This is a genomic window from Amycolatopsis sp. NPDC043889 (genome assembly GCF_056435645.1).
On sequence record NZ_JBWKEC010000043.1, the window covers coordinates 21512 to 44026 of the forward strand.

At 71.1% G+C, this 22515-nt stretch carries 2 protein-coding genes; both read left to right on the plus strand.

What is annotated here, in order from left to right:
• Complete coding sequence (locus AC0685_RS40205) at positions 1-22233, plus strand: non-ribosomal peptide synthase/polyketide synthase (protein ID WP_478230293.1); 22233 nt, start codon at positions 1-3, stop codon at positions 22231-22233.
• A complete protein-coding gene (locus AC0685_RS40210; RefSeq protein ID WP_007029404.1) occupies positions 22230-22439 on the plus strand; it encodes an MbtH family protein in 210 nt (69 codons plus the stop codon). The genes AC0685_RS40205 and AC0685_RS40210 overlap by 4 nt, the downstream gene beginning before the upstream one ends.
• Positions 22440-22515 lie beyond the last annotated feature (76 nt).

Genomic DNA, 22515 nt, shown 5'->3' on the forward strand with positions numbered 1-22515 from the left:
ATGAACCGCGGCTTTCCCCTGACCCCGGCACAGCAGGGGATCTGGCTCGCGCAGCAGCTCGACCCGGCCGATCCGGTCTACACGATCGGCTGGGTCGCCGAGCTGCGCGGCGACGTCGACATCGCCCGGCTGGGTGAAGCCGTCCGGCGGGCGGTCGCGGAGGCGGAATGCCTGCACGTCACGGTCGAGCTGGACGGCGACACGCCGGTCCAGCGTCCGGTCGCGCCCGGTGAGGTCGCGGTCCTCGACTTCTCCGGCGAGCCGGATCCGGAGCGGGCCGCGGACGAGTGGGCGCGGGCCGAGCTCGCCGTGGTGACCGACCCCGGCCGCGGGCCGCTCACCGCGCACGCACTGCTCGTCCTGGCCGCGGACCGGGTCCGCTGGTTCCAGCGCTACCACCATCTGGTGATGGACGCGCACGGGCAGGCCGTCCTGACCCGTCGCGCGGCGGCCCTCTATTCGGGCACCGCCGAGGAGGTCTCCTGGCCGCTTTCCGGGCTGACCGAGGCGGACTACGACGCGAAGGCCGACCGCGACTACTGGCTCGGTGAACTCGCGGGCAGGCCCAATCCGGTGCGGCTGCTCGGCCGCGCGTCGTCCGGTCAGGTCCGACTGCGGCGGCATTCGTGGGAGCTCCCCGCGGCGAAGACCGGTCGCCTGCGCAAGTTCGCGCTCGACGCCGGAACGAGGCTGTCCCGGGTCGCGATCGCCGCGGTGGCGGCGTACGCCCACCGGGTGACCGGCGCCGAAGATCTCGTTCTCGGGCTGCCGGTCACCGCGCGGAGCACCCGCGCCCTGCGTGAGCAGCCGGGCATGGTCTCCAACGTCCTGCCGTTGCGCCTGACGGTGCGCCCTGAGACGACGCCGGCGCAGCTCGTCGCCCAGGTCGCGGAGAAGGTCTCCGCGCTCCTGGAACACAGCCGGTACCGCGGGGAGGACCTCGCCCGCGAGCTCGGCGCGAGCGGCGGGGTGCGCGAACTCGTCGGGCTGAGCGTCAACTACATGGCCGTGGACGGCGAACTCGCGTTCGGCGACGCGAGCGCGACGGTGCACAACCTCGAACTAGGGCCGATCAGCGACGTCGCCATCGCCGTGTACGACGCCGGTGAGGGCCGCGGGCTCCGGTTCGACTTCGACGCCGACGAGTCCGTGTCTTCCGACGACGAACTCGCCGATCACCGTCGCCGGTTCGCCGAGGTGCTCGATGCCCTGGTGGCGGGGCCGGACCTGCCGCTGGCCGCGATCGACCTGCTCACCGTCGAGGAACGTGCCCGGGTCCTGGCGCTCGGGACGGCGGTCGCGGAGTCGCCCGAGGTGTCCTGGCCCGAGGCGTTCGCCCGGGTCGTGGCGCGGAAGCCGGACGCGGAGGCGGTCGTCTGCGAGGACGTCCGGATGACCTACGCAGAGGTCGACGCCGCCGCGAACCGGCTCGCCCGGCTGCTGCGGCGACGCGGCGTCGGTGACGAGGACGTCGTCGGCGTGGCGATGCCGCGGTCGGCGGCTCTCGTCGTCGCCCTGCTCGGCGTGATGAAAGCCGGCGCCGCGTACCTCCCGCTCGACCTCGACCACCCTGAGGATCGCCTGGCGTACATGCTTTCCCATGCGGGCGCCGAACTCGTCGTGTCCACTGTGGACGAATCGGCGCAGCTGCCGTCCGGTGTGGACGTCGAGCGGATCCTGCTCGACGATCCCGAGATCACCGCGGAACTCGCGGCGCTCGAATCGTCCACTGTGGACGTCAGCGGGATCGCGCTGAGCCAGGCCGCGTATGTCATCTACACCTCGGGCTCGACGGGGAAGCCGAAGGGTGTGGTCCTGTCCCACGACGGGATCGGCAGCCTGATCAGCACGGCGACCGAACGGATCGGCATCGGCGAAGACAGCCGGGTGGTGCAGTTCGCCTCCACCGGCTTCGACGTGACGGTCTGGGATCTGGTCATGTCGCTGTGCGTCGGCGGGACGCTGATCGTGGTCCCGTCGCATCGCCGGGTCGCGGGCGTCGAACTGACCGGTTACATCGCGGACAACGCGGCGACGCACATGATCCTGCCACCGTCGCTGGTCGCGGCGCTGCCGCCGGACTGCGAACTGCCGAACGGCGCGGTGCTGATCGTCGGCACCGAGACCGTCCCACCGGAGCTGATCGCGCGCTGGGCCGAAGACCTGCGGGTCGTCGCCGCGTACGGGCTGACCGAGGCGACGGTGAACTCGACGCTGTGGGCGGCCGAGCCCGGCTGGACCGGCCCGATCCCGATCGGCGTTCCGGATCCGAACACCCGCTGCTACGTCCTCGACACCGCGCTGCGGCCGGTCCCGGTCGGCGTCGAAGGGGAGTTGTACGTCGGCGGACGCGGTCTCGCGCGGGGCTACGCGGGACGTCCGGGACTGTCGGCGGAACGCTTCGTCGCCGACCCGTTCACCGGCGGCGGCGAGCGGATGTACCGCACCGGCGACCGGGTCCGCTGGCGGGCGGACGGGAACCTCGACTTCCTCGGCCGCACCGATCACCAGGTCAAGATCCGCGGGTTCCGGATCGAACCGGGGGAGATCGAGTCCGCGCTCGCCACGTTCACCGGGGTCGAGCGGATCGCCGTCGTGCCATGCGAGGTCAAGGCGGGGGATCGGCGGCTGGTGGCGTACGTCGTCCCGGGGGCGGGCGGATCACCGACGCTGCTCAAGGACCTGCGGGCCCACGCGGAATCGGCGCTGCCGCACTACATGGTGCCGTCGGCGTTCGTGGACCTCGACCGGCTGCCGATCATGCCGAACGGCAAACTCGACCGCACCGCATTGCCCCTGCCGGATTTCGGCGCCGCCGCCACCGGTCGCGCGCCGCGCACCGAACGCGAGCGGATCCTGTGCGATGTCGCCGCGCGGGTCCTCGGCCTGGCCTCGATCGGCGCCGACGACGACTTCTTCTCACTTGGTGGCGACAGCATCCTGTCCATCCGGCTGGTGCTGGGCACGGCCGAACACGGTCTCGCCATCACCCCGCGCCAGGTGTTCCAGCATCGGACGCCGGAGGCGCTCGCCGCCTGCGCGGAAGCCGTCACCGCGGAGTCCACTGTGGACGAGCGGCCGCTGCTGGAGCTGACAAGCGCCGAGCGCGCGTCTCTCGCCGAGTACGCCGACGTCCTTCCCGTGACGCCGTTGCAGGAAGGGTTCTTCTTCCACGCGGAGTTCGAAGGTGGCCAGGCCGCGGACATCTACACGGTGCAGGAGGTTCTGGACCTCGAGGGTGACGTCGACGCCGACGCGCTGCGCCGGTCGGCGCAGGCGCTGCTGGACCGGTATTCGTCGCTGCGGTCCGGCTTCCGGCAGCTCGACGGCGGCCAGGTCGTCCAGACGGTGACCCGGCACGCCGAGCTGCCGTGGCGTGAGGTGGCCGCCGAAGACGCCGCGGAAGCCTTCGAGGCCGATCGCGGGCGCCGGTTCGACTTCGCCCGGCCGCCACTGCTGCGGGCGACCTTCACCCGGCTCGATGAGCGTCACGCCAAGCTGGCCCTGACGTTCCACCACATCATCGCCGACGGCTGGTCGGTCGTGGTGCTGCTCCGTGACCTGCTGGCGGCCTACGGGGGAGCGGACGCCACGCTCCCGGAGCCGGACACCCGTGCCGACCACCTGCGGCGGCTCGCGTCCCGTGATCACGAGGCTTCGCGCGCGGCCTGGCGCACGGCACTGTCCGGAGTGGACGAACCCACCCGGCTGGTCGAGGCACGGGCCGGGGCGAGGAGACAGCCGTCGCGGCTGCAGCTGAGCTTCGGCGAGCAGGCGACGAAGGCGTTGTCGGCCATGGCTCGCACACACGGTCTCACCCTCGGCGCCGTGCTGCACGGCGCGTGGGGACTCTTACTCGGTGGGCTCACCGGCCGGGATGACGTGCTGTTCGGCAGCACGGTTTCCGGCCGCGACAGCGGTGCCGCCGGTATCGATTCGGCGGTCGGCCTCTACATCAACACGGTGCCGGTGCGGTCGCGCTGGTCGGGATCCGAGACCGTCGCCGCCGTACTGCGGCGACTGGGGGACGAGCAGGCGGCGTTGCTGGATCACCAGCATCTCGGCCTCGGCGAACTGCAGCGTATCGCCGGTACGGGGCAGGAAGAACTGTTCGACACCCTCGTGGTCGTCGAGAACTTCCCGCGTGACGACGAACGCGCGTCCGGAACCGTCCGTCTCACCGGCGTCGAGGTCACCGACGCGGTGCACTTCCCGGTCGCGGTGATCGTGACACCGGGTGAAGACCTGGAGTTCAGCTTCAAGTTCGACGCCGCCCGGATCGACGCGGTCGCGGCCGGGCAGCTCGCCGAACGGTTCGCCCGCCTGCTGGAGACGCTGACCGCGAACCCCGAACTGCCGGTCGCCGCCCTCGACCTCCTGTCGTCCGCCGAACGCGGCCGTCTGGCCGAACTCAACGCGACTTCGCATCCGGTGCCCGAGCGAACGCTGGCCGAGGCCTTCGCCGAGCAGGTCGCCAAGACGCCGTCCGCGACGGCGGTCGTGTTCAGGGACACCGAACTGTCCTATGCGGACCTCGACGCCCGCGCGGAGAACCTGGCTCGCAGGCTGCGTTCCCTCGGGGCCGGTCCCGAAGAGGTCGTCGCCGTCGCCGTGCCGAGGTCGGCCGAGCTGATGGTCGCCCTGCTCGGGGTCCTCAAGGCCGGCGCCGCCTACCTGCCGATCGACCTCGACTATCCGGCAGACCGGCTCGAATACATGCTCGCCGACTCAGGTGCGCGCCTCGTGCTGTCCGAACCCGGGACTGCCGCGCGGATCCCGGTCGTCGCCGGGCTGACGCAGGTTCCCGTCATCGGTGAGCCTGTCGACGACGTGCAGGGCGCGGCCGCCGGACCGGACAACACCGCCTACCTGATCTACACCTCCGGATCGACAGGGCGGCCGAAGGGCGTGGCCGTCACGCATCGCGCGATCGTCAACCGGCTCGCGTGGATGCAGCACGAGTACCGGCTCACGGCCTCGGATCGCGTGCTGCAGAAGACGCCGTCGAGTTTCGACGTGTCGGTATGGGAGTTCTTCTGGGCGCTCTGCGAAGGCGCCGCGGTGGTCCTGGCCGAACCGGACGGCCACCGCGACCCCGCGTATCTCGCGCGGGTGATCCGGGAGCGGAAGATCACCACCCTGCACTTCGTCCCGTCGATGCTCACCGCGTTCCTCGGCAGTGAGGAGGCCACCGGCGACCTGGGATCGTTGCGCCGGGTGTTCTCCAGCGGTGAGGCGCTGACCGGCGAGACCGCCGCCCGCTGGCGTTCGCTCACCGGCGTTCCGCTGCACAACCTCTACGGCCCCACCGAAGCGGCCGTGGACGTCACCTTCTTCGCCGGCACTGGGGTCGAGGGCGCCACTGTGCCCATCGGCCGTCCGGTGTGGAACACGCGGGTGCACGTCCTCGACGGCTGTCTCCGCCCGGTGCCCGACGGCGTGGCGGGCGAGCTGTATCTCGCCGGTGTCCAGCTGGCCCGCGGTTACCACGGACGGCCCGGCCTGACCGCCGAACGCTTCGTCGCCGACCCGTTCGGTGAGCCGGGGCAGCGGCTGTACCGGACGGGTGACCTGGTGCGGCGCCGCGCCGACGGCGAGATCGAGTACCTCGGCCGCACCGACCGGCAGGTGAAGATCCGCGGCAACCGGATCGAACTCGGCGAGATCGAAGCCGTCCTCGTCGCGCTGCCGGAGGTCACGGCCGCCACGGTCGTCGCGAAGGACGGCGCGCTCGTCGGTTACGTCGTCGGCACCGCGGATCCGGAGCGGCTGCGCGCCGCCGTCAGCGAGGCCCTGCCGGCGCCGATGGTCCCGCAGGCGTTCGTCGTCCTCGACGAATTCCCCTTGACCCCCAGCGGAAAGCTCGACGTCCGCGCCCTGCCCACGCCCGAGGCCGCCAGGCCCGCGGCCGTGGCCGGGAACGACCGGGAACGCACACTCGCACGGATCTTCGCGGACGTCCTCGGCCTGGACGCGGTCGGCGCCGCCGGGGACTTCTTCCTGCTGGGCGGCGACAGCATCTCGTCGATCGCCGTGTCGAGCCGCGCCCGGCGGGCCGGGTTCGAACTGAGCCCCAAAGACGTGTTCGAGCTCCGGACCCCGGCCGCGCTCGCCGCCTCCGCCGCACCTGCCGAGCCGACGGCCGTCGCCGACGGTGTCGGCGCCGTGCCTCTCCTTCCCGAAGTGCTCAGGCTGCGGGAACTCGGCGACGCGGTCCAGCCGGAGTCCGTGCTGCTGACCGTGCCCTCCGGCGCCGACGTCGAGACGCTCGCCGCCGCCCTGCAACTCGTGCTCGACCACCACGACGGCCTGCGGCTCGAACTGTCGCGGGTCGCTTCGGTGCTGTGGTCGCTCGAAGTCCGTCCACAAGGGACGGTTCAGGCGGCGGATCTGCTTCGTCACGCGACCGGGTCCTTGGCGGACGAATACCGGGACGCCGCTGACCGCTTGCCGGACAACCTGCTGCAGGCCGTCTGGTTCGACGAGCCGGGCAGGCTGCTCCTGGTCGCCCATCCGGTCCTGCTGGACGCGCGGAGCTGGGCGACGGTGGCGGCCGATCTCGCGATCGCCTGGCAGGCGGTGACCGACGGCCGCCCGCCGGTGTTCGCCCCGGTGCGGACGTCGCTGCGGACGATCGCCCGCCGGATCACCGACGAAGCGCAGGATCCCGCGCTGCTCGGCGAGATCGAGCACTGGGCAGGGACCTTGGCGCCCGGCTCCACCGAGATTTCCGGCGACGTCGCCGAACGTCGCATCACCCTGTCCATCGAGGACACCCGGACGCTCGTCGGAGCGCTCCCGTCGGCCGTGCACGGCGACGTGACCGACGTCCTCCTGACCGCGCTGAAAATGGCCGTCGACGGCGACCTCGTCGTCGATCTCCACGGCAGGGTGGACACCTCGGACACGGTCGGCGCGCTGACGTCGGTCCTCCCGGTGCGGATCACCGCCACTGGCGAACCGCTCGCGATGCTCAAGGCCGTCAAGGAGACCGTCCGCACGACGCCCGAGGGCTACGGCCCGCTGCGCTACCTCAACGTCCAGACCGGCCCGTTGCTGGCCGGGCTCCCGAAGCCGCGGATCGCCCTGCGCTACGACGGCCGGATCCCGGCCGGCCCGGGGGAGTGGCAGGTGGCCGGGCACGCGGCCGTGCCGCCGTCCGGAGACCACGCCCTGCGGATCGGGGTGGCCTGCGAGGAGACCGCGGACGGGCCGAGGCTGACGGCGACGTTCGCGGGTGCGGCCGGAGCGCTCGCCGACCGCTGGCTCGCGGCCGTGCGCGAGCTCGCGGCCGTGGACACGCACGCGCCGGTGGGCCTCACGCCGTCCGACCTCGAACTCGTGTCGCTGACGCAGGAGGAGATCGCCCGCGTCGAGCGGGTCAGCCCGGTGCCGGTCGCCGACGTCTGGCCGTTGTCGCCGCTGCAGGAAGGCCTGTTCTTCCACTCCAGCTACAACTCCGACCGGGTCGACATCTACACGATCCAGGAGGCGATCGACTTCGATCACCGCCTGGACGCCGACCGGCTGCGGGCGGCGGTGGCCGCCTTGCTGCGCCGGATCCCGAGTCTCGGCGCCGGGTTCACCAGTGAGGGGCTGCGCGGGCCGGTGCAGTTCGTGGCGGCCGAGGTCGAACCTCCGGTGTCCGAAGTGGACATGTCGGAGCTGCCCGAGGACGAGCGGCGGGAACGCCTCGACGCTTTGATGGCCGAGGACCGCGCGACGCGGTTCGACCTCGGTGCCCCGCCGCTGTTCCGGTTGAAACTGGTGCGGCTCGGCGACGGACGCGACCGTGTGGTGCTGAACCGGCACCTGCTGCTCTGGGACGGCTGGTCCGCCTGGCTGTTCATCGAGCAGCTGTTCTCGCTGTACGACCTCGGCGACGACCGCGCCCTGCCCGCCGCCGGGTCCTATGTGGACTTCTTGCGCTGGCTGGACCGGCAGGACATCGAGGCGGCCACGAACGCGTGGCGCGAGGCGCTGTCGGGGCTCGCGGAGCCGACGGTCATCGGCCCGGAAGGCCGGGATCTGGTGCCGTCCACCCCGGTCAACCTGGACACGACGCTGCCCGCCGACCTCGGCCGCGGACTGCGTGAACAGGCCCGGCGGCACGGCCTGACCGTCAACTCCGTGCTCAACGCCGCCTGGGGCCTGGTCCTCTCGACCATGACCGGGCGGACCGACGTCGTCTTCGGCGCCGCGGTCGCGGGCAGGCCCGCCGCCGTACCCGAAATCGAGAACACCATCGGCCTGTTCCTCAACACCGTGCCCACCAGGGTGCGGCTCGACGCGGGCGAATCCGCCCTGGACCTGGTGCGGCGCTTGCAGTCCGAGCGCATGGACCTGACTCCGTACGAGTTCATGAGCCTCGGTGTCCTGCAGCGGGAGGCCGGGCACCGCGTCCTGTTCGACACGCTCTTCGTGCTGCGCAACGCCGACGGCGACGAACGGCGCGACGGCCTGCGCCACCGGCACGGCATCACCGGCCTGCTGAACATCGACGCCACGCACTACCCGCTGACGCTGGTGGTCACGCCGGGCGAGGAAATCCGGATCACGGTGTCGTACCGGGACGACGTGATCGACGCCGCCGAGGCCGCGTCGGTGCTGGACCGGTTCACGTCACTGGTCGCACAGATCGTCGAAGACCCGGCGAAACCGGTCGCCGCGCTCGCGACGGTGTCCGCCGAGGACCGTGCGGCGCTGGAGGCGGGCTGGGCCGAGGCCGAGCATCCCGTCGTCGACGACACGATCGCCGATCTGCTGGCCGTCCAGTCCGAGCGGACCCCGGACGCGACCGCTTTGGTGTTCGGTGACGAGCACCTGACCTACGCCGAACTCGACGCGCGCATCAACCGGATGGCCCGCCTGCTGCTGGCGAGGGGGGCCGCGCCGGAACAGGTGATCGCGCTCGGCCTGCAGCGATCGATCGACATGGTCGTCGCGCTGTTCGCCGTACTCCGGACCGGCGCGGCGTACCTGCCGCTGGAGCTCGACTACCCGGTCGACCGGCTCACGGTGATGCTGGAGGACGCCCGGCCGCTGTGCCTGGTGTCCACAAAGGACGTCTCGGCGACACTGCCCGGCACCACGCCGCGGATCCTCGTCGACGACCACGAAGACAGGGCGTTCGGCGACGGCCCGATCTCCGACGCCGAACGCCCGCTGTTCGCGCGCGGCCGCGCGGACCGCATGGAGCACCCCGCGTACGTCATCTACACGTCGGGCTCGACAGGAAAGCCCAAGGGTGTCGTCACGCCGTACCGCGGCCTGACGAACATGCAGCTCAACCACCAGGGCGCCATCTTCGCCCCGGCCATCGCGTCGGCGGGCGGAAGGCGGCTGCGGATCGCCCACACCGTGTCGTTCGCCTTCGACATGTCCTGGGAAGAACTGCTGTGGCTCGTGGAAGGGCACGAGGTCCACGTCTGCGACGAGGAACTGCGCCGGGACGCGCGGGCGCTCGTGGCGTACTGCGACGAGCACGAGGTCGACGTCGTCAACGTGACGCCGACGTATGCCCACTTGCTGATCGAAGAAGGTCTGCTGGAAGGGCACCGGCCGGCGCTCGTCCTGCTCGGTGGCGAAGCGGTGTCCGAGTCGGTGTGGAACCGGCTGCGGGACACCGACGGGACCTACGGCTACAACCTGTACGGACCCACCGAGTACACGATCAACACGCTCGGCGGCGGCACGACCGACAGCGACACCCCGACCGTCGGCAAGCCGATCTGGAACACGCGCGCCTACATCGTCGACGCCTGGCTCCGGCCGGTCCGCGACGGTGTCGCGGGTGAGCTCTACATCGCGGGCGAGGGGCTGGCCCGCGGTTACCTCGGCCGGCCGGGGCTGACCGCCGAACGGTTCGTCGCCGACCCGTTCGTGCCCGGTGGCGGGCGTATGTACCGCACCGGTGACCTGGTGCGCCGCCGCCCGGACGGCAATCTCGACTTCCTCGGCCGCACCGACGACCAGGTCAAGATCCGCGGCTACCGCGTCGAACTCGGCGAGATCGAGACCGCGCTCAGCCGGTACCCGGAGGTCGCGCAAGCCGCCGTCATCGCGCGGCCCGACCCGTCGGCACCCGGTTCGCAGCGGCTCATCGGGTACGTCGTCCCGGCCGAACTGAGTGGGGACGCGCGGGCCGAGGCCGAAGCCGACCAGGTCGGCGAATGGCAGCAGATCTACTCCGACGAGTACACCGAGATCCCGACGGCGTTGTTCACCGAGGACTTCGCGGGCTGGGATTCCAGCTACGACGGCGAACCGATCCCGCTGGAGCACATGCGGGAATGGCGGCGGGCGACCGTCGACCGCATCGCCGAGCTGAAGCCGGAACGGGTGCTGGAGATCGGCGTCGGCACCGGTCTGCTGATGGGGCAGATCGCGCCGCTGGTCCGGGAGTACTGGGGCACCGACCTCGCCGCGCCGGTGATCGCGAAGCTGAACCGTGAGCTGGAACAGGATCCGGGCCTGGCGGCCAGGGTGAATCTGCGGGCCCAGCCGGCGCACGTGTTCGACGGCCTGCCGGCCGGCCGGTTCGACACGATCGTGATCAACTCCGTCATCCAGTACTTCCCGAGCGTCGACTACCTGACCGACGTGATCACGAAGGCGATCGGCCTGCTGGCGCCCGGCGGTGCGCTGTTCGTCGGCGACATCCGGAACCTGCGGCTCGCCCGCGCCTTCCACACCGCGATCCAGCTCACCCGCGCCGACGCGACGTCCGACGTCGCCCAGGTGCGGCGCGCGATCGAACGCGGTGCCGCGCTGGAGAAGGAACTGCTGATCGACCCGGACTACTTCACCGCGCTCGCGCGGCGGCTTCCGGACGTCGCCGCGCAGGTCCGGATCAAACGGGCCCGGCTGCACAACGAACTGAGCCGGTACCGCTACGACGCGGTCCTCATGAAGGAACCCGCCGAGACGGTGTCGGTCGCTCAGGCGCCGCGCGTGTCCTGGGACGAAGTGGGCTCCCTGGCCGCGCTGGAGGACCGTCTCTCCGGCGTGGAAACGCTGCGGGTGAGCCGGATCCCGGACGCCCGGCAGGCTCCGGAGGTCGAGGCGACGCGTGCCTTGGACGCCGGCGCGCCGCTCGTCGACGTCCTCGCGTTGTTCCGCGCTTCCCGTGGTGTGGAGCCCGAGGACGTGCACGAACTCGGCGACCGGCTCGGGTTCCGGGTGTACTGCACCTGGTCGGCCGAGGGCGCCTTCGAGGCCGTGTTCGTCCACAAGGGACAGACGGAAGCGCTGGTCACCGGTGTGCATCTGCCGCTCTCCCTCGGCACGAATCTGGCCAAGTACGCCACGAGCCCGACGGCGGCCCGTGGCGGCGGCGAGCTGGTGCAGCGCCTGCGGGACAGGCTCAAGACGGAACTGCCGGACTACATGGTCCCGTCCGCTTTCGTCACGCTGGGCGCGCTGCCCCTGACCGACAACGGCAAGCTCAACACGCGGGCGCTCCCGGACGCAGAGCAGACGGTGCGGCTCGCCGAAAGCCGCCCGGCCGAGACCGCCGAGGAGGAGACGCTGTGCGCGCTCTTCGGCGAGGTCCTCGGGGTGGACGGGGTCGGCGTCGAGGACAACTTCTTCGATCTCGGCGGTCATTCCCTGCTCGCCACCCGGCTCATCAGCCGGGCCAGGACCGAACTCGGCGCCGAACTGGCCATCCGTGACCTGTTCGAGGCGCCGACGGTGGCCGAGCTGGCCGCTCGCGCCGGTGGCGGCGAACCGGCTCGCCCGGCGGTGGTCCGCGCCGAGCGCCCCGACCGGATCCCGCTTTCGGCGGCCCAGCGCAGCCTTTGGCTCGTGGACCGGATGGAAGCGAACGCGGTCGCCTACAACTTCCCGCTGACCTTCCGCCTGCGCGGCGACCTGGACATCGAAGCGCTGCGTGCCGCGCTCGGCGACGTGCTCGGCAGGCACGAGGTCCTGCGGACCGTTCTCGCCGAGCGCGACGGGGAGCCCTACCAGCGCGTTCTCGACGCGCCGGAGATCCCGTTCGCCGTCGAGGAGTGTGACGAGGACGGTCTGGCCGCGCGGATCGCCGAGCTCTCGCGGACGCCGTTCGACCTGGCGACGGAGATCCCGGTCCGGCTGCGGGTGCTGGGCCTCGGCAACGGCGACCAGGTGATCTCGCTGGTCCTGCACCACAGCGCGACCGACGAATGGTCCGACCGGCCGTTCCTGGGCGACCTGACCTCGGCCTATCGGGCCCGGCGGGCGGGCGAGGCTCCCGTATGGACGGATCTCCCGGTGCAGTACGCCGACTTCGCGTTGTGGCAGAGGGACTTCCTCGACCAGCGCGGAGCCGCTCAGGTCGCCTTCTGGGCCGACTCCTTGCGCGGGGCGCCGGACGAGCTGACCTTGCCACTGGACCGGCCCCGTCCGCTCCGGCCGACGGGCAAGGGCGGAAAGGTCAAGTCCCCGCTCTCCGAGGAACTGTCGGCCGCTGTACGCGATCTGGCGGCGAAGGCGGGAGCGAGCCCGTTCATGGTGCTTCAGGCGGCGGTGGCCGCGCTGCTGCACCGGACCGGCGCTGGAGACGACATCCCGCTGGGCGCCCCGATCGCCGGACGCACCGACGCGGCACTCGACGACCTCGTCGGGTTCTTCGTGAACACGCTGGTGCTGCGGACCGATCTTTCCGGCGCGCCGACGTTCGCCGCGCTACTCGACAGGGTGCGCGAAGCGGACCTCGCCGCGTTCTCGCACGGTGACCTGCCGTTCGAGCGCGTGGTCGAGGAGCTGAACCCGCCCCGGGTGCCGGGCCGCAACCCGCTGTTCCAGGTGATGGTGGGCTACCACCGGCAGAGCGACGCGCACGACGTGCTCGGGCTGCCCGCCGAGTGGTTCGAGATGGACACCGGCATGGCGAAGTTCGACCTGCACTTCACGATGGTCGACGACGGGACCACCGCCACGCTGATGCTGGAGTACGCCGAGGACCTCGCCGACGCGACGACGGCCGAACGGTTGCTGACCCGGCTGACGTCCTTGCTGGAGCAGGTCACGGCCGAGCCGAAGCGGCCGGTCGCGGCGCTCGACGTCCTCGTCGGCGACGAACTCGCGCGGGTGACCGAGTGGAACCGCACGGCTCGTGAAGTCCCGGTCGCGACATTGCCGGAGTTGTTCGAGGCGCAGGTGGCGCGGACGCCGGACGCGCCCGCTGTGGTGTTCGAGGACGCCGAGCTGTCGTATGCCGAGTTCGACGCGCGGGCGAATCAGCTGGCGCGGTGGCTGGTCGAGCGGGGTGTGGGTGCGGAGTCGGTGGTGGCGGTGTCGCTGCCACGGTCGCTCGATCTCGTGGTCGCGCTGTATGCCGTGCACAAGGCCGGTGGCGCCTATTTGCCGCTCGACACGGACTATCCGGCGGACCGGCTGGCGTTCATGCTCGAAGACGCGGCGCCGGCGGTCGTTCTCGACGAGCTGCCCGTTTTGGACGGCTACTCCAGTGAGAATTTGGGGCGGGTCGTGGATCCGTCGTCTCCGGCGTATGTGATCTATACGTCCGGCTCGACGGGGCGTCCGAAGGGTGTGGTGGTGCCGCATTCCGGCATCGTGAACCGATTGCTGTGGATGCAGGACGAGTATGGTCTGACGGCTGATGATCGGGTGTTGCAGAAGACGCCGTCGAGTTTCGACGTGTCGGTGTGGGAGTTCTTCTGGCCGCTCATCACCGGCGCCACGCTGGTGGTCGCCAAACCGGACGGCCACCGCGATCCGGCGTACCTCGCGGAGCTGATCCGCACCGCCGGGATCACCACCGTCCACTTCGTCCCGTCGATGCTCGCGCTGTTTCTGGAGACCGCGACGTGTACGGGCCTGCGGCGCGTGATCTGCAGTGGCGAGGCGCTGCCATCGGAGCTGGCGGCCCGCGTGGACGTCCCGCTGTACAACCTCTACGGCCCGACCGAGGCGTCCGTCGACGTGACGGCGTGGCGTGCGGCCGTCGAAACGACGCCGTTGGTCCCGATCGGACGTCCGGTGTGGAACACGCGGACGTACGTGCTGGACGCGCGGTTGAACCCGGTCCCGCCCGGTGTCCCCGGTGAGCTCTACCTCGCCGGCGTGCAGCTCGCTCGCGGATACCTGGCCAGGCCGGGGCTGACCGCCGAGCGGTTCGTCGCCGACCCGTTCGGCGGCCCTGGTGCGCGCATGTACCGCACCGGGGACCTCGCGCGCTGGTCCGCGGACGGTGTCCTCGAGTTCCTGGGCCGTGTCGACGACCAGGTCAAGATCCGCGGCTTCCGCGTCGAACTCGGTGAGGTCGAGGCTGCCTTGACCGCGTCCGGATCCGTCTCGCGTGCCGTGGTGGTCGCTCGCGAAGACCGACTGGTGGCATACATCGTCGGCTCGGTCGAAGACCTGCGGGAAGCGGTGGCGGCGAAGCTGCCGGAGCACATGGTGCCGTCGGCGTTCGTCCTCCTCGACGAGATCCCGTTGACCCCGAACGGCAAACTCGACCGCAAGGCGTTGCCCGCGCCGGAGTTCGCGACCACCGAAGGCCGCGGGCCGCGGAACGCGGGGGAATCGGCCCTGTGCGCGCTGTTCGCCGACGTGCTCGGCGTCGAGCGGGTCGGGATCGATGACGGTTTCTTCGCCCTCGGCGGGCATTCGCTGCTGGTGATGCGCCTGGTCAGCCGGATTTCGGCGAGCATGGACGCCACGGTGTCGGTCCGCGACGTCTTCGACGCCCCCACCGTCTCCGCGCTGGCCGAACGACTCGTCGGCCCGTCCGCGCAGCCGGTCCTGAGCGCCGGGAACCGGCCGGACGTGCTGCCGCTTTCGCCCGCGCAGCAACGGTTGTGGTTCCTGTACCGGCTCGAAGGGGTCACGTCCACCTACAACATCCCGCTCGCCTGGCGCCTGCACGGCGAACTGGACGCGGACGCGCTGCGCGCGGCGATCGGTGACCTCGTCGAGCGGCACGAACCACTCCGGACCGTGTTCGCCGAAGAAGGCGGCGTCGCGGCGCAGCGGATCCTGGCCGACGCGCGCCCGGAGGTCCGTTTCGAGACGGCCGAAGACCTTCCAGCGCAGTTGTCCGCCGAGGCCGGTCGCGGGTTCGCGCTCGACGAGGAACTCCCGATCCGGGCCACGGTCTTCGCCGTGTCGCCACGGGAGCACGTCCTGCTGCTGGTGATCCATCACGTGGCGACGGACGAGTGGTCACAAGGGCCGCTCATGGCGGACCTCGCCGCGGCGTACGACGCTCGTCTGGCCGGGGCCGCTCCACAGTGGACTGAACTGCCCGTCCAGTACGCGGATTACGCCTTGTGGCAACGGGAACTGCTCGACTCGACGGCTCCCGCACACCTCGACTTCTGGCGGGAAGCGCTGGCCGGACTGCCGGACGAACTGGCCCTGCCCATGGACCGGCCACGGCCTGCCGAGTCGAGCCATCGCGGCGGTCTCGTCACCTTCCCGATCGACGGCGGGCTCACCGAGCGCCTGCGTGCGGTCGCCCGGCGGCACGACGTCAGCATGTTCATGCTGGCGCAGGCCGCGGTCGCGGCACTGCTGCACCGGCTCGGCGCCGGGGACGACATCCCGCTCGGCGCACCGAGCTCGGGCCGCGTCGACGAGCGGCTGGAGCCGCTGATCGGCTTCTTCGTCAACTCGCTCGTGCTGCGCACCGACCTGTCCGGTGACCCGGCGTTCGGCGACCTGCTCTCGCGGGTGCGCGCGACCGACCTCGCCGCCTTCGAACACCAGGACCTGCCGTTCGAGCGCCTGGTCGACGCGGTCAACCCGGAACGTTCGCTGGCCAGGCACCCGTTGTTCCAGGTGATGGTGGTCTACCTGCCCGAATCGGGCGAGGGGCTGGAGCTGCCCGGTCTTCGTGCGGTCCAGGAAGAGTTCGCGCAGGGCGTCGCCAAGTTCGACCTCGAGTTCGGGTTCCTGGAGAACGGCGACGGGATCTCGGGCGCGATCGAGTACAGCGCCGATCTGTTCGACCACGCCACGGCCGAGTCGTTCGCGCGGCGCCTGGTCGCCGTTCTGGACCAGGTCGCCGCCGATCCCGCGATCCCGGTCGGCGAACTCGACATCCTCGGCGAAGACGAGCGCGCCCAGCTCGGGCACTGGAACGACACCGCGCACGACGTCCCCGCGACCACTCTGCCGGAGTTGTTCGAGGCGCAGGTGGCGCGGACGCCGGACGCGCCCGCTGTGGTGTTCGAGGACGCCGAGCTGTCGTATGCCGAGTTCGACGCGCGGGCGAATCAGCTCGCGCGGTGGCTGGTCGAGCAGGGTGTGGGTGCGGAGTCGGTGGTGGCGGTGTCGCTGCCGCGGTCGCTCGATCTCGTGGTCGCGCTGTATGCCGTGCACAAGGCGGGCGCGGCGTATCTGCCGCTCGACACGGACTATCCGGCGGACCGGCTGGCGTTCATGCTCGAAGACGCCGCGCCTGCGGTCGTCCTCGATGAGCTGCCCGTCTTGGATCGTTACTCCAGTGAGAGTCTGGGGCGGGTCGTGGATCCGTCGTCTCCGGCGTACGTGATCTACACGTCCGGCTCGACGGGGCGTCCGAAGGGTGTGGTGGTGCCGCACTCAGGCATCGTGAACCGATTGCTGTGGATGCAGGACGAGTACGGTCTGACGGCTGATGATCGGGTGTTGCAGAAGACGCCGTCGAGTTTCGACGTGTCGGTGTGGGAGTTCTTCTGGCCGCTGATCACCGGCGCCACGCTGGTGGTCGCCAAACCGGACGGCCACCGCGATCCGGCGTACCTTGAAGCACTGATCCGGGACCAGCGGATCACGACCCTTCATTTCGTCCCGTCGATGCTGGAGGCGTTCCTCGCCGAAGAGCCGGCGTGGCACGACGTCCGCCGCGTCCTGTGCAGTGGCGAGGCACTGCCGCCGGAACTGGCCGCTCGCGTGGACGTCCCGCTGCACAACCTCTACGGCCCGACCGAAGCCTCGGTGGACGTGACCTCTTGGGAGGTCGTCGATGACACCGTCCCCCTTGGACGTCCGGTGTGGAACACCCAGGTACACGTGCTCGACGCCCGGCTCCGGCCGGTGCCGCCGGGCGTGGCGGGGGAGCTGTACTTGGCGGGTGCGCAGCTCGCGCGCGGCTATCTCGGCCGGGCGGGGCTGACCGCCGAGCGGTTCGTGGCGAACCCGTTCATGGCCGGGGAGCGGATGTACCGCACGGGTGACCTCGCGCGGTGGCGGGCCGACGGCGCGCTCGAGTACCTCGGCCGCGCCGACGACCAGGTCAAGCTGCGCGGCTTCCGGATCGAGCTGGGCGAGATCGAGTCCGTGCTCTCCGCGCGGGTGGTCCTGCGCGAGGGCAGGCTCGTCGCCTACCTGGCGGGGGAGGCGGACGTCGAAGAGGCCCGGCGGCTGGCCGAGGCCACTCTGCCGGAGTACATGGTGCCGTCCGCGTTCGTGGTGCTGGACGCGTTCCCGTTGACACCCAACGGGAAGCTCGACCGTAAAGCGCTGCCCGCGCCGGACTTCACCGACGCGGTGACCGGCGACGCCCCGCGCACACCACGCGAGGAGCTGCTCGCGTCGCTCGTCGCCGCTGTGCTCGGACTGGACAAGGTGGGCATCCACGACGACTTCTTCCGCCTCGGCGGGGACAGCATCGTCGCGATGCAGCTGGTCGGCCGCGTGCGGAGCGCCGGGCTGCTGCTGAGCCCGCGTGACGTCTTCCGGCACCGGACCGTCGCGGCCCTGGCCGAGGTCAGCTCGGTGCGGCTCGACGCGCCCGTGTCCAGGAAGCCGTTGGTGGAGCTCGATGCGGGCGAACGCGCGGAGATCCTCGACGTCGCGCCGGACACGGCCGAGGTGTGGCCGCTGACGCCGTTGCAGGCCGGGCTGCTCTTCCACGCGACGATGGACGGCGACGGACCCGATGTCTACACCGTGCAGGTGTCGTTCGATCTCTACGGGCCGCTCGATCCGGAGCGACTGCGCGAGGCCGCGCAGTCGCTCCTGGACCGGCACGCCGTCCTGCGCACCGGCTACCGGTACCTCGCGTCCGGCCGTCCGGTCGCGCTGGTGGCGCGTTCGGTCACCGTTCCGTGGCGGTTCGTGGCCTCGATGGAGGATGCCGAGGCGGAGCCGGCCCACGATCGGCGCCGCTTCGACCCGGCCAGCGCGCCGCTGCTGCGATTCCTGCTCATGGCCCTGCCGGACGGACGGCACCGGCTGGTGTTCACCCACCAGCATGTCCTGCTCGACGGCTGGTCGGTGCCGCAGCTGTTCGCCGAGCTGTCCCAGCTGTACGCCGGCGCCGACCTGGCGCCCGCACGTCAGTTCCGCGACCATCTCGGTTGGCTCGGGGACCAGGACCGGGAGGCGGCGGAGGCCGCTTGGCGGCAGGCGCTCGACGGCCTGACCGAGCCGACGCATCTCGTCCCGCACGACCCGCAGCGGGTCCCGGCCCTGCCGGAGCGGTTGTCGCTGGAGCTGCCGGAGCAAGCGACCGAGGCACTGGCCGCGGTGGCCCGCTCGCGCGGTCTGACACTGAACACGCTCGTCCAGACCGCGTGGAGCATCGTGCTCGGCAGGCTGACCGGCCGGTCGGACGTCGTGTTCGGCGCGACGGTCGCCGGGCGCCCGCCCGAACTGGCCGGGGTCGAGCGGATGATCGGCCTGTTCATCACCACGATCCCGGTGCGGATCGGGCTCGACCCGGCCGAAAAGCTGGGCGATCTGCTCGACCGGGTCCAGGACGAGCAGTCCGGCTTGCTGGCGCACCAGCACTTCGGGCTCGCCGACATCCAGCGCGGCGCCGGGCTGGGAGAGCTGTTCGACACGCTGATGGTGTTCGAGAGCTACCCTGGTGCGGACGAGGACGAGACCGGCGCCGGGTTGCGTGGGGAGATCGTGCGCCACGAGGATTCCACGCACTATCCGCTCACCTGGGCGGTGGAACCCGGCACACGGCTCAAGCTCACCGCCGAGTACCGCTCCGATCTGTTCGAGGCCGGTCTGCCGGAACGGCTTCTCCCGGCGATGGAACGCGTACTCGCCGCGATGGTGTCCGATGTGGACGTCCCGGTCGGCAGGGTGGACATCCTGGCCGAGGCCGACCTCGACCTGATCCTGCGGGAGTGGAACGGCACGGCGTTCGCCGTCGAACCGTCCACTGTGGCCGGTCTGTTCGAGGACCAGGTGCGGCGTTCGCCCGACGCGACGGCGGTGGTGTCGGGCGAGGTCGCCTTGACCTTCACCGAACTCAACGAGCGCGCGAACCGGCTCGCCAGGGCCTTGGTCGCCCACGGTGTGGGAGCCGAGGACTTCGTCGCGTTGGCGTTGCCGCGTTCGGCGGACGTGCTGTTGGCGATCCTCGCGGTCCACAAGGCGGGGGCGGCGTATCTGCCGCTCGACCCGGACTACCCGGCCGAGCGGCTGGCCGCGATGCTCGCGGACGCGCGACCCAAGCTGATCTTGACCGAGCCTGAACTGCTGGAGTCGTTGCCGCGGAACGAGATCGAGACGCTGGCGCTGTGCGCGCTCGTCACCGAGGACCGGCAGGCCCATGACCTGACCGATCGAGACCGGGTCCGCCCGCTCGACCCGGAACACCCGGCGTACGTGATCTACACGTCCGGCTCGACCGGGACGCCCAAGGGGGTCGTCGTCCCGCATCGCGGCGTGGTGAACCTGTTCCACAGCCACCGCGCCACCTTGCACCGGCCCGCGGTCGAGGCCACCGGCAAACCGCACCTGCGGGTGGGACACGCGTGGTCGTTCTCCTTCGACGCCTCCTGGCAGCCGCAGCTGTGGCTGCTCGACGGGCACGCCGTGCACATCGTGGACGAGGAGACCCGGCGCGACCCCGAACTGCTGGCCGCGATGATCGAGCGGGACGGCTTCGACTTCATCGAGGTCACGCCGTCGTTCTTCGCGCAGATGGCGGACGCGGGGCTGCTCGACGGCGACCGATGTCCGCTCGCCGTGATCGGTGTCGGCGGCGAGGCGGTGCCCGAGAGCCTGTGGCGCCAATTGGCCGGTTTGGACGGAACCGAGGCCTTCAACCTGTACGGGCCCACCGAGTCCACAGTGGACGCATTGGTCGCAAGGATCGGCGACAGCGAGAAGCCGCTGGTCGGCAGGGCGGTCGCGAACACCCGCGCCTACGTGCTGGACTCGGCACTGCGGCCGGTGCCGCCCGGAGTCACCGGGGAGCTGTACCTCGCCGGCTCCGGGCTCGCCCGGGGTTACCTCGGTCGGGCGGCGCTGACGTCGGAGCGGTTCGTGGCGGATCCGTTCGGCCCGGCGGGGGCCCGGATGTACCGGACCGGCGACCTGGCCCGCTGGACCGCGGACGGGCGGCTGGACTTCGGCGGGCGCGCCGACGACCAGGTGAAGATCCGCGGCTTCCGGGTCGAACCCGGTGAGGTCGAGGCCGTGCTCGACCGGCACGAGGACGTCGCGCAGGCGGTCGCCCTGGTGCGTGAGGACCACCCGCGGGTCAAGCAACTGGTGGCGTATGTCGTTTCGACCGCGGACCGTGAGGAGCTGCGGCGGTTCGTGGCCGAGACGCTGCCGGACTACATGGTGCCGGCGGCGTTCGTCTCGCTCGACGCGCTTCCCGTGCTGTCCAACGGAAAGCTGGACCGCCGGGCGCTGCCCGCGCCGGACTACACGGAGCTGGCAGGTGGCCGGGCGCCCGAGACCGCACGGGAGAAGGCACTGTGCGCGCTCTTCGCGGAGGTGCTCGATGTGCCGGAACTCGGCGCCGACGACGACTTCTTCGCCCTCGGCGGGGACAGCATCGTCGCGATGCGGCTGGTCAGCCGGGCTCGTGCCGCCGGGCTGAAGATCACCCCGCACGACGTGTTCGCGCGCCGGACGGTCGAGGCGCTGGCCGAGGTCGCCGAGAGCATCGAGGACGACGGCACGGTCGCGCTCACGCCGATCATGCACGCGCTCCGCGAACTCGGCGGCCCGATCGACGGTTACCACCAGGCGGCGTTGCTGCGGACGCCGTCCGGGATGACCGGTGACCAGCTGAAGACCGTGCTCGGCGCGGTCGCCGCGCGGCACGACATGCTGCGCGCGCGGCTCGACCGGTCGGTGGACGGCTGGGCGCTCCGGGTGGCCGAATCCGCCGACGTGCACATCGAGCGCGTCGACGTCGGGGACGGTGATCTGTTCGCGCTGATCGAGCGGCACGCGGAGCCGGCCCGTGCCCGGCTGGACCCGGACGCCGGCGTGATGCTGAGCGCGACGTGGTTCGACGCGGGGCCGTCGGCGCCCGGACGGTTGCTGCTGATGATCCATCACCTCGCCGTCGACGGTGTGTCGTGGCGGATCCTGTTGCCGGACCTCGCTTCCGCCTGGGACGCGGTCGCGCTCGGCGGGAAGCCGGAACTGTCCTCTGTGGACACTTCGTTCCGGCGATGGTCACGGGCCCTGTCCACCGAGGATCGTGCCGGCGAGCTGGATCGATGGAAGTCGGTGCTGGGTGGCGGGGATCCGATCCCGCTGGACCGGCCGCTCGACCCCTCGCGGGACGTGGCGGCGACCGTGAAGAAGGTGTCGCTGACGTTGCCCGCCGAGCGGACGGCCCCGCTGCTGTCCCGGGTTCCGTCGGCGTTCCGGGCGACGATCAACGACGTCCTGCTCACCGGCCTCGCCCTCGCTGCCGCCCGGTGGCGCCGAGACGGGGGACAGGCGGTGCTGGTCGACGTCGAGGGACACGGCCGCGAAGAGGAACTGGTCGCCGGCGCGGACCTTTCGCGGACGGTCGGCTGGTTCACCAGCGTCGTCCCGGTGTGCCTGGACCTGGGCGACCTCGACCTCGACGACGCGTTCGACGGCGGAGCCGCCGCCGGTGAGGCGCTCGAACTGGTCCGGACCCATCTCGACAGGCTGCCGGACGGCGGTATCGGGTACGGCCTGCTCCGGTATCTCGACCCGCGCACCGGCCCTGAGCTCGCGAAGTTGGCGAAGCCGCAGATCGAGTTCAACTACCTGGGCCGGATCGGTGTCCCCGAGGCTGCCGACTGGTCGTACGCCGCGGAGGCCGAGGCGGCCGAACTCGGCGCCGACGACGGGATGCCGGTCTCGCACGCGCTGACGGTCGACGTCGTGACCGAGGACCGCCCCGGCGGCCCCGAACTGGGCGCACACTGGTCCTGGCCGGAGGCCGTGCTCACCGAAGACTCGGTGCGGGAACTCGCCGAAAGCTGGTTCCTCGCGCTGGACGCGCTCATCCGCCGGGCTGATTCACCGGCCACGAAGAAGGAGAACAAGGAATGACGAACCCGTTCGAGAATCCCGACGGCACGTACCTGGTGCTGGTCAACGACGAGGGCCAGCACAGCCTGTGGCCCGAGTTCGTCGAGGTCCCGGCGGGCTGGACCACGAAGTTCGGCCCCGCTTCGCGTCCGGAGTGCCTCGAATACGTCGAGACCAACTGGACGGACCTGCGGCCCGCTTCGCTCGTCAAGGCCATGGAGTCCTGACCCGCTTCGTTCCGTGAAGACCTCCTTGGTCGCTCAAGGAGGTCTTCACGGACTTGCGTTGTTCAGAATCCGGCCA